This is a genomic window from Pseudomonas sp. F(2018), assembly GCF_005508865.1.
GTDB lineage: Bacteria > Pseudomonadota > Gammaproteobacteria > Pseudomonadales > Pseudomonadaceae > Aquipseudomonas.
Genome location: NZ_SCOM01000005.1, coordinates 142065 through 155063, shown reverse-complemented (window position 1 = coordinate 155063; position 12999 = coordinate 142065). Strand labels below are relative to the sequence as shown.

At 67.6% G+C, this 12999-nt stretch carries 17 protein-coding genes; 9 read left to right on the top strand and 8 right to left on the bottom strand.

From position 1 onward, the window contains the following. Positions 1–35: 35 nt before the first annotated feature. Both FFS62_RS20160 and FFS62_RS20155 read right to left on the bottom strand, forming a co-directional pair. Complete coding sequence (locus tag FFS62_RS20160) at positions 36–785, bottom strand: LytTR family DNA-binding domain-containing protein (protein WP_137974642.1); 750 nt, start codon at positions 783–785, stop codon at positions 36–38. Further along, positions 782–1864, bottom strand: coding sequence for a sensor histidine kinase (locus FFS62_RS20155; protein WP_137974641.1), 1083 nt, complete (start codon positions 1862–1864; stop codon positions 782–784). Before FFS62_RS20155 ends, FFS62_RS20160 begins: the two co-directional genes overlap by 4 nt. A 207-nt stretch (positions 1865–2071) precedes the next feature. Between FFS62_RS20155 and argH the strand changes: the two genes are divergently transcribed. The 3 genes from argH to FFS62_RS20140 are packed head-to-tail and all read left to right on the top strand — an operon-like array spanning position 2072 to position 4251. Next, positions 2072–3466, top strand: coding sequence for an argininosuccinate lyase (argH, locus tag FFS62_RS20150; protein ID WP_137974640.1), 1395 nt, complete (start codon positions 2072–2074; stop codon positions 3464–3466). Between the two features lie 25 nt (positions 3467–3491). Next, positions 3492–3752, top strand: a complete 261-nt coding sequence (locus FFS62_RS20145; protein ID WP_256662314.1) for a hypothetical protein — start codon at positions 3492–3494, stop codon at positions 3750–3752. A 19-nt stretch (positions 3753–3771) separates the two neighbouring features. Next, complete coding sequence (locus tag FFS62_RS20140) at positions 3772–4251, top strand: GNAT family N-acetyltransferase (protein WP_137974855.1); 480 nt, start codon at positions 3772–3774, stop codon at positions 4249–4251. Positions 4252–4273: 22 nt separating this feature from the next. Here the strand turns inward: FFS62_RS20140 and FFS62_RS20135 are convergent, their stop codons facing one another. After that, positions 4274–4933 carry a glutathione S-transferase gene (locus FFS62_RS20135; RefSeq protein ID WP_137974639.1) on the bottom strand — a complete coding sequence of 220 codons (660 nt, stop codon included), beginning with the start codon at positions 4931–4933 and terminating at the stop codon, positions 4274–4276. Positions 4934–5063: 130 nt separating this feature from the next. Between FFS62_RS20135 and FFS62_RS20130 the strand changes: the two genes are divergently transcribed. The 4 genes from FFS62_RS20130 to FFS62_RS20115 all read left to right on the top strand — a co-directional run bounded on the left by FFS62_RS20130 (position 5064) and on the right by FFS62_RS20115 (position 9393). Beyond that, positions 5064–5348, top strand: a complete 285-nt coding sequence (locus FFS62_RS20130; RefSeq protein WP_137974638.1) for a hypothetical protein — start codon at positions 5064–5066, stop codon at positions 5346–5348. Between the two features lie 81 nt (positions 5349–5429). Further along, positions 5430–5672: a TIGR02647 family protein gene (locus FFS62_RS20125; RefSeq protein WP_137974637.1), complete on the top strand. Its 243-nt coding sequence runs from the start codon at positions 5430–5432 to the stop codon at positions 5670–5672. A 147-nt stretch (positions 5673–5819) separates the two neighbouring features. After that, positions 5820–8684, top strand: coding sequence for a class I adenylate cyclase (locus FFS62_RS20120; RefSeq protein ID WP_137974636.1), 2865 nt, complete (start codon positions 5820–5822; stop codon positions 8682–8684). Between the two features lie 16 nt (positions 8685–8700). Further along, the gene (locus FFS62_RS20115) at positions 8701–9393 is read left to right on the top strand and encodes a hypothetical protein (protein ID WP_137974635.1); all 693 of its coding nucleotides are present in this window, start codon (positions 8701–8703) and stop codon (positions 9391–9393) included. Positions 9394–9403: 10 nt separating this feature from the next. Here FFS62_RS20115 and FFS62_RS20110 read toward each other — a convergent pair whose 3' ends face one another. Further along, the gene (locus FFS62_RS20110) at positions 9404–10207 is read right to left on the bottom strand and encodes a lipase family protein (protein ID WP_137974634.1); all 804 of its coding nucleotides are present in this window, start codon (positions 10205–10207) and stop codon (positions 9404–9406) included. Between the two features lie 185 nt (positions 10208–10392). Here FFS62_RS20110 and FFS62_RS20105 point away from each other — a divergent pair, with 185 nt between their 5' ends. Both FFS62_RS20105 and FFS62_RS20100 read left to right on the top strand, forming a co-directional pair. After that, on the top strand, positions 10393–10578 hold the full coding sequence (locus FFS62_RS20105) for a hypothetical protein (RefSeq protein ID WP_137974633.1): 186 nt from the start codon (positions 10393–10395) through the stop codon (positions 10576–10578). 3 nt (positions 10579–10581) lie between these two features. After that, positions 10582–10812: a hypothetical protein gene (locus FFS62_RS20100; RefSeq protein ID WP_137974632.1), complete on the top strand. Its 231-nt coding sequence runs from the start codon at positions 10582–10584 to the stop codon at positions 10810–10812. Here FFS62_RS20100 and rnk read toward each other — a convergent pair. The 4 genes from rnk to FFS62_RS20080 all read right to left on the bottom strand — a co-directional run bounded on the left by rnk (position 10809) and on the right by FFS62_RS20080 (position 12907). After that, a complete protein-coding gene (rnk, locus tag FFS62_RS20095; RefSeq protein WP_137974631.1) occupies positions 10809–11216 on the bottom strand; it encodes a nucleoside diphosphate kinase regulator in 408 nt (135 codons plus the stop codon). The two genes, FFS62_RS20100 and rnk, sit on opposite strands and share 4 nt — an antisense overlap. Before the next feature lie 120 nt (positions 11217–11336). Continuing rightward, positions 11337–11540: a DUF1289 domain-containing protein gene (locus FFS62_RS20090; RefSeq protein ID WP_137974630.1), complete on the bottom strand. Its 204-nt coding sequence runs from the start codon at positions 11538–11540 to the stop codon at positions 11337–11339. Further along, positions 11512–11844 (bottom strand): iron donor protein CyaY, encoded by a 333-nt coding sequence (gene cyaY, locus FFS62_RS20085; RefSeq protein ID WP_137974629.1) that lies wholly within the window; start codon positions 11842–11844, stop codon positions 11512–11514. The genes FFS62_RS20090 and cyaY overlap by 29 nt, the downstream gene beginning before the upstream one ends. Before the next feature lie 10 nt (positions 11845–11854). Next, positions 11855–12907: an AraC family transcriptional regulator gene (locus tag FFS62_RS20080; RefSeq protein WP_137974628.1), complete on the bottom strand. Its 1053-nt coding sequence runs from the start codon at positions 12905–12907 to the stop codon at positions 11855–11857. Positions 12908–12999: the final 92 nt, after the last annotated feature.

Below are 12999 nucleotides of genomic sequence, written 5' to 3'. Positions count from 1 at the left end.
GCAGGCACAATCGCCGCAGGCGTTGGCGCACAGTGCTACAGGCTGTGCATCAGCTTGCGCACGCCGGCCACGTGGCGTCGGCTGACGGTCAGGGCATCCGGACCGAGGCCCTTGAGGTAGAGCTGGAAATGCCCCAGCGGCGTGCGCTGCAGGCGCTCGATGCGCTCGCGGGCGACCAGGGCGTTGCGGTGGATGCGCACGAAGCGCTCACCAAACTCGTCCTCCAGCGCCTTCAACGGCTCGTCCAGCAGCACCTCGCCACCTTCGTGGCGCAGGGTCACGTACTTGTGATCGGCGATAAAGAAGATCACCTGCTCCAGCGGAATCAGCTCGATGCCCTTGCGGGTGCGCGCGCTGATATGACTGCGCGGACCGGCGCCGTTGTCGCCACCGGACGGGCGAGTGAGGGCGGCGAGCTGCACCCGGTTGGGTCGCTCGGCCTTCTTCAGCGCGGCGGCCAGCGCCTCCGGCCGCACCGGCTTGACCAGATAGCCGACGGCGCTGACGTCGAAGGCCTCCAGGGCGAATTCATCATGGGCGGTGCAAAAGATCACCGCCGGCGGCGCCTCGCGCTCGCACAGCTTGGCCGCTACCTGCAGGCCGTCGAGGCCGGGCATGCGGATATCCAGCAGGACCACGTCCGGCCGCAAGCTGTCGATCAGCGTCAGAGCCTCTTCACCATTGCTGGCCGAGGGCTCGAGGACACGGTAGCCATCGAGTTCACCGACCATGCGGGCCAGTCGCTCGCGGGCAAGGGGTTCGTCATCGACGATCAGCACATTCATATTGCTCGGGCTTCCTGCATGAGTCTCGAACAAGGATAGCGTAGACAGGTGAAGTGTCGCCCGTCACGGCGATCCACGCTGAGACTCGCGCCGGGGCCGAAAAGTGCCGCCAGACGCGCGTCGATATTCACCAGTGCCTGGTGGGTGCCGCGCGACGGCTGCTGTTCGGCGCTTTCCTGGTAGGGGTTGCTCACACAGAGCTGGAACACCCCATCCTGGTAATCCGCCTCGATCCGTACCAGACCGCCCTCGATACGCGGCTGAATGCCATAGATAAGGGCATTCTCCAGCAGCGGTTGCAGAGTCAGCTGGGGGATCGGCAAGTCCGTCGGCACGTTTTCCACCTGCCAATCCAACTGTAGCCGGTCGCCGAGCCGATAGTGCTCGATCGACAGATATCTCTTCGCCAATTCCAGCTCATCGCCCCAGGCCACCAGGGTGCCGGGCTTGGCCAGACTGGCGCGGAACAGGTCGGACAGATCGAGCACGGCCTGCTCGGCCTTGAGCGGGTCGATGGCCACCAGGCTGGCGATGCTGTTCAGGCTGTTGAACAAGAAATGCGGGCGGATGCGCGCCTGCAGCGACTCGATCCGCGCCTTCAGCTCCGCCTGCTGCTGCTTGCGCCACTGGCTCTGCAGGTAGAAATAGCGCAGCAGCAGGGCTGACATGATCAGGCTGATCAGCGCATGACGCAGGTACAGGTTGACCTCGCCGTCGCGCGGCAGCGGTCCGCCCAGCTCGTAGTAGTCGGCCACCGCCGTACAGGCCAGCGCCAGCCCCACCACCAGGGCGCAGCACAAAGTGCCGGCCAGCGCCGCACGCAGCCGCGCCAGCAGCGGGCGCAGGCGGCACAGCAGGGCGGCGGAGAGCAGCACGATCCACTGCACGAACAGCGAGGTCAGCGCCAGGCGCACCCAGTTGAAGCCCGGCTGCATCGGCTCGGACAGCACCAGCACCAGCACCAGCAGCTCGGCCAGCAACACCAGGCTGAGCAGAGCCTCGGGCTCGCACAGCTCCGGCAGGAAGAAATCGTCGTCCGGGGCGAGGGTGCGCCCGTTGTTGAACCAGTGGATTTTCATCCGCGCAGTTTCCTTGTGTGCCCCTGGGGCGGCAAGCCAGAGCGCTCCGGCCGGGCTAAAACGGGTGCCCAAATGCCGCCTCGCGCTGAAAACTGTGACGCGCCCTGCAGATCGGCACGGCCTCGGTTTTCCCGGCAAGGCTGTTATTATCGGCACACTTTGTCCGTTTCGCAGGCGCCGCGCCTGCCCAGTCCCGCGAGTTCTGCCATGAGCCTTGAGAAGACCAACCAGTCCTGGGGCGGCCGCTTCAGCGAGCCCGTCGACGCCTTCGTCGCCCGCTTCACCGCCTCCGTCGACTTCGACAAGCGCCTCTACCGCCACGACATCATGGGCTCCATCGCCCACGCGACCATGCTGGCCAAGGTCGGCGTGCTGACCGCGGACGAGCGCGACGCCATCGAGGCCGGCCTCAAGCAGATCCAGAGCGAGATCGAAGCCGGCCAGTTCGACTGGCGCGTCGATCTGGAAGACGTGCACATGAACATCGAGGCGCGCCTGACAGACCGCATCGGCGTCACCGGCAAGAAACTGCACACCGGCCGCTCGCGCAACGACCAGGTGGCCACCGATATCCGCCTGTGGCTGCGCGACGAGATCGACCTGATCCTTGCCGAAATCACCCGCCTGCAGCAGGGCCTGCTGGGTCTGGCCGAGGCCGAAGCCGACACCATCATGCCCGGCTTCACCCACCTGCAGACCGCGCAGCCAGTCACCTTCGGCCATCACTTGCTGGCCTGGTTCGAGATGCTGTCGCGCGACCATGAGCGCCTGGTCGACTGCCGCAAGCGGGTCAATCGCATGCCGCTGGGCTCGGCCGCGCTGGCCGGCACCACCTACCCGATCGCCCGGGAGATCACCGCCGAGCTGCTGGGCTTCGACCAGGTCGGCGGCAACTCACTGGACGGCGTGTCTGATCGCGACTTCGCCATCGAATTCTGCGCCGCCGCCTCCCTGGCGATGATGCACCTGTCGCGCTTCTCCGAAGAGCTGGTGCTGTGGACTTCGGCGCAGTTCCAGTTCATCGACCTGCCGGATCGTTTCTGCACCGGCTCCTCGATCATGCCGCAGAAGAAGAACCCGGACGTGCCGGAGCTGGTGCGCGGCAAGACCGGCCGCGTGTTCGGCGCCCTGACCGGCCTGCTGACCCTGATGAAGGGCCAGCCGCTGGCCTACAACAAGGACAACCAGGAAGACAAGGAACCGCTGTTCGACGCCGCCGACACCCTGCGTGACAGTCTGCGCGCCTTCGCCGACATGGTCCCGGCGATCAAGCCCAAGCGCGAGATCATGCGCGAGGCGGCCCGCCGCGGCTTCTCCACCGCCACCGATCTGGCCGACTACCTGGTGCGCAAGGGCCTGCCGTTCCGCGACTGCCACGAGATCGTCGGCCACGCCGTGAAATACGGCGTCGACAGCGGCAAGGACCTGGCCGAGATGAGCCTGGACGAACTGCGCCAGTTCAGCGACCAGATCGGCGACGACGTGTTCGCCGTGCTGACCCTGGAAGGCTCGGTCAACGCCCGCGACCATATCGGCGGCACCGCGCCGAACCAGGTCCGCGCCGCCGTGGCCCGTGGCAAGGAACTGCTGGCGACGCGCTGATCGCCACACCGGAAAGGGAATTCCGATGGATGCACTGCTGCATGGCCTGGTCGCGCTGCTCAGGTGGCTGGTCCTTGGACTGATCCAGGGGCTGCTCGAATGGCTCTTTCTCCAGCTCTGCTATGCCCTGGGCTGGCTTGCCCTGCGCCTGCTGACCCTGGGCCGCCATCCGCGCCAGCCGCTGCACCAGGCCGATCCGGATGCACCGCGCAACGTCTGGATCATCGCCCTCGGTTTTATCTGTCTGGCCGGCCTGGTGGCCGGTCTGATCATTCGCAATGGCTGAACACTTCGAGAACCTGTCCATGAGCCTGCATATCCGCCCCGCCACCGCCGACGACGCCGCTCTGATCCTGCGCTTCATCACCGACCTGGCCATCTTCGACAACGCCGAGCATGAGGTGAAAACCGATGCGGCTGGCCTGCGCGACAACCTGTTCGGCGCAAACTCGACCACTTACGCCCTGATCTGCGAGAAAGACGGCCAGCCGATTGGCTACGCAGTGTATTTCTTCAACTTCTCCACCTGGCTGGGCAAGCATGGCCTGTATCTGGACGACCTCTACGTCGCACCAGAGCACCGCGGCTGTGGCGCTGGCAAGGCACTGCTGCAACACCTGGCGCGCCTCGCAGTCAGTCGCGACTGCGGCCGTTTCGAGTGGTTGGTATTGGACTGGAACCGGCCGGCGATGGACTTCTACCAATCCTTCGGCGCCCGTCCGCTGGACGACTGCATTCCCTACCGCCTGACCGGCCAGGCCCTGCTCGACTTCGCCGCCGGCTGAGCCGGCAGCGGGCACACGGCCCTCAAGCCTTGCTCTTGAGGAAGGCCATGAAGCCGGGCATGCCGGCTTCCTTCTGGGCGGCGATCATCTGCACGTGCGGGTTCTGCTGCAGCCGCTCCAGCAGCGCGCGGGCGGCCGGGAAGTCTGCCAGCAGGTCCAGGCCGAACACCTTCTGCCCCACCGCCGCCGCCAGGTCGATGCTATAGAGGAAGTACAGGTCGGCCAGGCTGAACTGCTCGCCGGCCACATAGGGCGCGAAGCGGCCGTGGCGCTTGAGCGTGGCGATGCCGGCCAGCAGCTCGCCGCGCGCCTTGTCCTTGATCGCCGGGTCCACCGGGTTGCGGAAGAACGCCTCCGGGTAGCAACTGCGCGCCGGCAGCTCGATATACAGCTCGATCTCCTTCACTAGCGCCCGCACCTGGGCCCGCGCATAGGGCTCGGCCGGCAGCAGCGGGCGGCCTTCGCCGAGCTCTTCCAGGTAGTCGAGGATGGCGCTGGTCTCGCTGATGTAGCCGTGCTCGGTCTGCAGCACCGGCACCTTGCCCCGGGGACTCATGGCGAGGAAGGCCTCGTCCTGACAGCCGTAGACGGTGGCGGTATCGAACGCCAGGCCCTTCTCCAGCAAAGCCAGATGAACCATGTTGTAGTAGTTGCTGACGGCAAATCCGTGGAGTCTGAGCATGGGTCGCTACCGGGCAGGAAAAAACCAGTTATAGCCGGCCGCGGCGCCAGAGGAAGCTTCATCAGACGGCTGAATGGCGCAGCAACGGGCAGGCCGTGGCACACTGCCGATCAGCAACCGAGGAGTCGCCATGAGCGAGCACGACGATAACGACGAAGAAGCCTTCGCCGAAGCAACCCTGACCCAGGCCATCGAGAACCAGCTGGAGACCGGCAACCCGCCGGCGGCCAAGGCGGTCTACAACAAGCTGACCCTGGTGGGTTACCCGCGCGAGGAGATCCTCGAGCTGATGGCCCTGGTGCTGGCCCACGAGATCGACGCCATGCTGCGCGACGACCGCCCCTTCGACGGCGCCTGGTACGAACAGGCCCTGCGCGCCCTGCCCGATCTTCCCGAGCAGGCGGACCAGGACTGAACGGCGGACTACACTGGCAGGACCGATTCTCCCGCCGTGCTGCCACGCAGGGCGTACTTACAACAACAAGCCGGAGTCGCCATGGCCTACACCCCCGAACTGATCGCCGAACTGGAAATCCTCGCCCTGTACAACCTGGACAACCACCAGGAAGGGCTCAAGGTGCACAACAACGCCTCCAACCGCGCCCAGATGGCCATCACCCGTCTGCACGAGAAGGGCCTGGTGACCCAGGCTGACGGCGGCTACCTGACCAGCCTGGGGCTGGATGCCGCCGAGCATGCCCAAGCGCTGCTGACCATTCTCTGCCCCCAGCCGGCCTGAGAACCTGCATCGGAGCCGGGGGCGGCGCGGCCCCCGGACTTCTCCCTACAGTCGCGGCCGGCAGCCGCCGATACACTGGGCAGGAATGGCTGCCAGGCACCGCTCGGCGCTGGTAGTCTTGCTGCCACCATCGCTTTCGAGCAGTACATGACGCGCACCCAGGAAATCCGTCCGGATATCAACGAAGGCATCGACCGCAAGGTCCTGGCGCAGCTGCGCGCGCGTTTCCTGAAGATCAACACCGGGCGCCTGGGCCGCGCCATGCAGGCGCTGTCGACGCGCCAGCAGCTGGTGCTCAAGCTGCTGCCGCTGCTGTTCCATGTGAACCATCCGCTGCTGCCGGGCTATGTCTCGGCCGCCACCCCGGCCGGGCTGTCCGGCTTCGAGCCGAGCGACGAGATCCTCGCCGAGGCCCAGCGCCTGACCCGCTCCTTCACCTACAAGCCCCGCCGCAGCAGTCCCCTGGCCGGCAAGCGGCCGGCACCGATCCACGGCCTGTTCCTGATGGGCAGCCTGGGCACGGTAGCCCAGGCCGAGCAGAGCGACATGGACCTGTGGGTATGCCACGACCCGGAGATGGACGCCCGCGCCCTGGCCGAGCTGCGCCGCAAGTGCGATCTGCTGGAGGCCTGGGCCGCCACCCAGGGCGCCGAGGTGCACTGCTTCCTGATCGACCCGGCGCGCTTCACCGTCGGCGACCGCGAGGCGCAACTGACCTCGGACGACTGCGGTACCACCCAGCACTACCTGCTGCTCGACGAGTTCTACCGCACCGCCATCTGGCTCGGCGGGCGCACCCCGCTGTGGTGGCTGGTGCCGGTGTACGAAGAGGCCAACTACCGCGGTTACACCCACGCCCTGCTGAGCAAGCGCTTCGTGCGCGCCGAAGAGGTGCTCGACCTCGGCAACCTGGCGCGCATCCCGCCGGGCGAGTTCATCGGCGCCGGCATGTGGCAGCTGTTCAAGGGTATCGACTCGCCTTACAAGTCGGTGCTCAAGCTGCTGCTCACCGAGGTCTACGCCAGCGAGCACCCGCGGGTGGAATGCCTGAGCCTGCGCTTCAAGCAGGCGGTGTACGCCAATCGCCTGGAGCTGGACGAGCTGGACCCCTACATCGTGGTGTACCGCCGCCTGGAGGAATACCTCACCGACCGCGGCGAGCTGGAGCGCCTGGAGCTGATCCGCCGCTGCCTGTACCTCAAGGTCGGCAAGAAGCTCAGCGTGCCGCCGCGCCAGCGCGCCAAGAGCTGGCAGCGCCTGCTGTTCGAGCGCCTCACCGGAGAGTGGCACTGGAGCCAGCGCGAGCTGGCCAACCTCGACAGCCGCAGCCAGTGGAAGGTGCGCCAGGTCAGCGCCGAACGCCGCGCGCTGGTCAACGAGCTGACCTACAGCTACCGCTTCCTCTCGCAGTTCGCCCGCAGCGAGCAGGCCGCCATGCCGCTCAACAGCCGCGACCTCGGCGTGCTCGGCCGGCGTTTGTACGCCGCCTTCGAGCGCAAGGCCGGCAAGATCGAGTTCATCAACCCCGGCATCGCCCCGGACCTGGCCGAGGACACCCTGACCCTGGTGCAGAGTCCCAGCCCGGAGGCCGACGGCGAGACCCAGTGGGCGCTCTACCCCGGCAGCCTGAACGGCCAGGAGTGGCCAGACTTCGCCCCGCTCAAGCGCGCCCGCCAGCTGATCGAGCTGCTCGCCTGGTGCCACCGCAACGGCGTGATCGACAGCAGCACGCGGCTGTCGCTGCACCCGGGCAGCAGCGACCTCGGCGAGTTCGAGCTGTCCAGCCTGCTAAGCAGTCTGCAGCAGAGCGTGCCGCTGCCGCTGCCGGCGGTGAACGAGGACTCCCTGCTGCTCGCCGCCGAGCCGGCCGAGGTGCTGTTGCTGGTCAACGTCGGCATCGACCCGCTCAAGTCGCACAGCCAGCTCAATGTGCACCTGACCACCGGGCGCACCGACTCGCTGGGCTACTCCGGCGTGCGCGAGAACCTGGTACTGACCCTCGACCAGGTCAGCCTGAACAGCTGGAACGAGCTGATGGTCAGCCGCTACGACGGCCCGCACGCCCTGCTCGACTGCCTGCGCGACTACCTCAACGCCCTGCCCGCCAATGGCCGCCGCCCCAGCCTCAAGGTGCGCTGCTTCTGCCGCAACCGCGCCCAGGCGATTGCCCAGCGCGTCGAGGAGCTGTTCCGCGACGCCCTGGCCAGCCTCAGCGGCGGCGCCAACAGCCGCTACCTGCTGCAGGTGCAGCAGCACTACCACGTGCTGGAGCTGCAGCCGGGCCAGGTCAGCCACGCCGCCCTGGCCGACCTGCCGAGCCTGATCGAGCATCTGGGCGAGGAACAGTCGTCCTACAGCCCGCTGCACCTGGACCGCTACGCCCTGGAGGGCGAGGAGCTGGCGCTGATCCTGCCGCTGGGCCGGCCCCAGTGCATCCAGGTGTTCTACCGGGTCGACGGCGAGCAGGCCGAGCTCTCGGTGCTGGACGAATACAACGCGCTGTGGCGCCAGCGCCTGCCGTTCCGCGACGAGCAGAGCCTGCTCACCCCGCTGCAGCGCTTCCTGCAGTCGGTGCTGTACCGGCGCAACGCCCTGCTGCCGCTGGACAGCCCGCTGCCGCCGGCGGCGCTGGATATCCTGTACTACGAGGTGCTGCCCGCGCCACCGCAGCGCGCCAGGCATCTGGAACGCCGCGCCCCACCGCAGGCGCCTGTGAGCCATTCGTTCTACGACGTGCAGGCCATCATCGAGCCGGCCGAGCACGGCCGGGTGCATGTCACCCTGTACTGCAACCACCGTGAGTTCTCCGAGCTGGAGTACGGCGCCGAGCTGTTCGGCGCCGTGGCCCGGCATATCCTGGCCCAGCGCCGCGGCGCCGAGCGCTATCCCTGCTACATCACCGACCTTGATCTGTCGCGCATTCTCGGCGACGGCCAGGCGCAGACCATCCACTACCTGCGCTATAAGGCCGAGCTGGAAGCAGCGCTCAACAGCGCGCTGCAGAACGCCTGACCGACAAGGACGCCCCATGCTCCTCACCAGCGCAATCATCGGCGCCACCGCCTTCGGCATCTTCCGCTGGCGCCGGCATCGCCAGCGCCTGCTGCGCGAACAGTTTATCGCCGGCTTCGAATTCCCCGAGCAGCTGCGCAGCAGGCTGACCAAGCACTACCCGCAGCTCACGCCAACCCAGACCGGCCAGGTGCTGCGTGGCCTGCGCGAATACTTCCAGCTGTGTCGCCTGGCCGAGCAGCGCATGGTGGCCATGCCGTCGCAGGCGGTGGACATGGCCTGGCACGAGTTCATCCTCTATACCCGCCAGTACCGCCAGTTCTGCAGCCAGGGGCTCGGGCGCTTCCTGCACCATACCCCGCACGACGTCATGCCCAACCCCAACGCCGCCGGCGAAGGCATCCGCCGCGCCTGGCGCCTGGCCTGCAACCGCGAGGGCATCGACCCGCAACTGCCGGCGCGTCTGCCGTTGCTGTTCGCCCTGGACGCCGAGCTGGGCATCGCCGATGGCTTTCGCTACAGCCTGAACTGCGGCGCCCACCCGGGCAGCTACCGCAACGGCGATGCCTACTGCGCCAGTCATATCGGCTGCGGCTCGGGCTGCTCCGGTGGTTCGGGGTCGAACAACGACAGCAGCGGCGATGCTGGCTCCGATGCCGGCTCCGACGGCGGCGGTTGCGGTGGCGGATGTGGCGGGGGCGGCGACTGAGCCGCCAGGCTCAGCCGTTCATCGGCGCCTGGGGATGCTCCAGGGCATACAGATACGAGCCTTCCAGGCTGTGGTTGGCCTCCACGCTGGCGTAACTGGCGGTGAAGGTGACCGCCAGGCCCAGGTGCTGGTACAGCAGGGTATCGGTCACCGCCGGCGGGATTTCCGGCACCAGGTCACTGTCGTTGACCACCCGGAAGGTGGTGATACCCAGCGCGTTGTAGCTGGCGGCGAAGTCCGGCGCGGCCAGGCGCGGACTGGCGAAGTTGTAGTGCTGCAGGGCCTGGTCCGGCCAGCGCTCGTGCAGGTCAAGCACCGCCATGCTGCTCAGCGCGCAGCCCAGGCTGTGCCCACAGACCCATAGCGGGCCGGTCGGCTGCAGGCTGTCCAGCGCCGCCAGGGCCAGGTCGCGCAGGGAGCCGTAGAGCTTGAGGAAACCGGCATGCACATGGCCCTGGCCGCCGTCCTGCCAGGGCCATGCGGCCTGCTCCACATCCAGGTCGTCGAGCCAGTCCTGCGCCGAGTCGGTGCCACGCAGCACCAGGTAGGTCTCGCCCTGGTCATTGGCCGCGGCGAAACCGAAGGGCTCGGACTCGTTGATGAAGTGCAGGTCGCTGAGGATGCTCCAGATCGGCTGGGAGAAGCGCCAGCCGGGCAGCTGCGGTGGCGTCCAGACGAAATCCTGGGGGCGGCGCGGGCGGTCCTGGGTCTGCCACTGGCGGTATTGCGCGTAGGCCTGGTCGACCAGTTGCGCGCAGAGCAGCGCGCGGTCCAGGGAGAAGCCTTGGGGAAAGTACAGGGGCAGGCTAGACATGGCGGCCTCCTTGCCGGCGGTGGGTTAAAACACTCTAGTCCAGTGACAGGCGCGCACGGGGTGAGTTCCCGACCCTCGGAGCAACAATCAATCCAGCTGATACTTACTACGCAGAAGCAGCATTATTCAATCGAATCTCCTTGAGCGAATCTGGCGCCATTCCAGCATTCCCTCGGGAGAACGACATGCCCAGACTCCTTCGCCAGCACGCGGAAAGCGGCGCCCTCGCCGGCTTCGGCCTGTTAGCCATCGCGGCCAGCGTGCTGCTGAGCATGGCCCTGGGGCTGGGCGACGAGCGGGCACTGAGCGGCGGGACAAGCCTGCCCGATGCGCTGCACGCCTTGCTCGCGGCGATCCGGGTGGGAGGCTAGGACATGCAGCTCACCCCGCCCAAGGCCATGCTGCTCGCCCTGCTGCTGGCGCTGATCAACGGCCCGGCGCTGGCCGGCAGCGGCAAGGTGGCCGGCGGTGGCGTGGCGCGCACCATCGAGTGCAACCACAACATGGCGCGCAATCTGGAACTGGACGAGCAGCTCAAGCGGCGTAGCGATACGCCGCCCTGCCGGGAGCTCGCGGGGCTGTCCGCGCGCTTTCTGCTGGCCTAGCGCTGGTACTCGCCGGCGGCCTCGGGCTGGTATTCCACGGCCAGCAGAGTGAGCCGCAGTGGCTTGCCACCCGGGCCCGGCCAATCGATCTGCTGACCGACGGAGAGACCGAGCAGGGCGCAGCCCACCGGCGCGAGGATCGAGACGCGGCCTTCACCGCCGGCGTCCTCGGGAAACACCAGGGTCAGGTGGTAATCCTTGCCGCTGCCTTCCTCGCGGCAGTGCACCCGCGAGTTCATCGTCACCACCCCAGCCGGCACCTCGTCGTGACCCACCACCTGGGCGCGCGCCAGCTCCGTTTCCAGGGCCTTGGCGGTCGGGCCGAAGTCCTCCAGGCTGTCGAGCAGACGCTCCAGGCGTTGCAGGTCGAGGCGGGTGATGGTGATTGCGGGGGTGCTGCTCATGGCGAGGGTCTTCCTCCTTGGGCCAGATAAAGCAAAACCCCGCCCTGAGGCGGGGTTTTGATCGGTTAGTCAGCTTTGGCTGACCCTACCACAAGCCCGGCAAGAAGCAAGACCGCCCGGTCAGCCCCAGCTCGGTGGCGGCCGCAGGCGCTGTTGCGCGGCCTGGCAGATCTGCCGGCGGCGGCCGTTGTCGGCCTTGCCCCACTCGAGTATCTCGGCCAGGCTGCGCCCGCAGCCCAGGCATACGTCCTGGTCGTCCAGGCAGCACTGGCGCCGGCAGGGCGAGTCGACGACCTCAGAGCTCGTCGAATTCGATGTCTTCACCGGCCTGCTCACGGGTCACCCGGTTCAGCAGCTCGCCCAGCGGCTCCTCGCTGGTGTCGCAGATCCACAGCGCCTGGGCCTCGTCGTAGTCGAAGTGGAAACCACCGGAGCGCGCCGCCACCCACAGCTGGCGCAAGGGCTCCTGGCGACTGAGGATCACCTGGGTGCCGTTCTCGAAACGCACGGTCAGCACACCGGCGGAGTTTTCCAGGTCGAGATCCAGATCGCTGTCGTCGAAAATGTCTTCCACGGCCTGCTGGGCGGCATCGACCAGATCGTGGAAACGGGCTTCGCTCAAACTCATAACAGCGTCCTCAAGGTTGGGGCGGCGAGTCTATCAGGCTCTGCCGGTAGGCGCCGGGGCTCTGTCCGGTCCAGCGGCGGAAGGCCCGGGCCAGCGAGCCGGCCTCGCTGAAGCCGACCAGGAAGGCGATTTCCGCCAGCTCCAGCGCCGGGTCGCGCAGGTAATGCAGCACCAGCTGGTGACGGGTCTCGTCGAGCAGGCCACTGAACGATAGACCCGCTTCGCGCAGGCGCCGTTGCAGGGTGCGGGCGCTGAGGTCGAGGCTCTGCGCCAGGCGCTCCAGGTCGGCGCCCTCCTCCGGCAACTGGCGGGCCAGCTCGCGGCGCGCGCGATCCAGCACGCTGTGGCCGAGGTTGAGCTGGCCGAGCAGGCGATCGGCGTGGGCATCGAGCAGCTGGCGCAGCTGGGCATCGGCCTGGCCCAGCGGCGTGCTCAACAGGCGCTTGGGGAACACCAGGGCGTTGTCGGCCTGGCCGAAGAGTACCGGGCAACCGAAGATGCGTTGGTGTTCGGAGGTATCGGCCGGCGCCGGGTGCTGGAAGCGCACCTCGGTGGGCGGGATCTGCAGGCCGGTGATCCAGCGGCCGAAGGTCAGCCAGCCGGCCAGGGTCTCCTCGCTGTGCTGGCGCTGCTGCTCGCGCACCAGCGGTTGCCAGCCATGCGCCACCTGCGGCTCCAGGCCCTCGCGCGGCGGCTCGTCGTCCAGATCGACGCGGCCCAGGTTGCCCACCAGCGCGGCATAGCGCGCCTGGCGGTGCAGCGCGTCGGCCAGGGTCGCGCAGCTCATGATCAGGTAACCGAGCACGCCGTAGTAGCCGGGACGCATGGCCTCGCCCAGGTGCAGGCCGAGGTTGGCGTCGCCGGTCAGGCGCACTCCTTCGCCCAGCAGTTCGAGGTAGGTGCTGACGGCGATGCGCTGGTCGCGCTGGGCGAGAATCGCCGGGCTCAGCTGCACCTTGGCCAGCAGCGCTTCGCTGGCAAAACCCTGGCGGGCGAGATAGTCCAGCAGGCCCTGCAGGTAGGCGACCGAGACCGAGCTGGCGAGTGTGGCGGGGGCGTCCATCGGGGCTCCGTTTTTTCCGCCCATGCTAGCCGCAAAAGCCCGGTCGTGGGCAAGCCCGAGACGCCAGCGCAACGGTCCTGACAGGCCCGCCG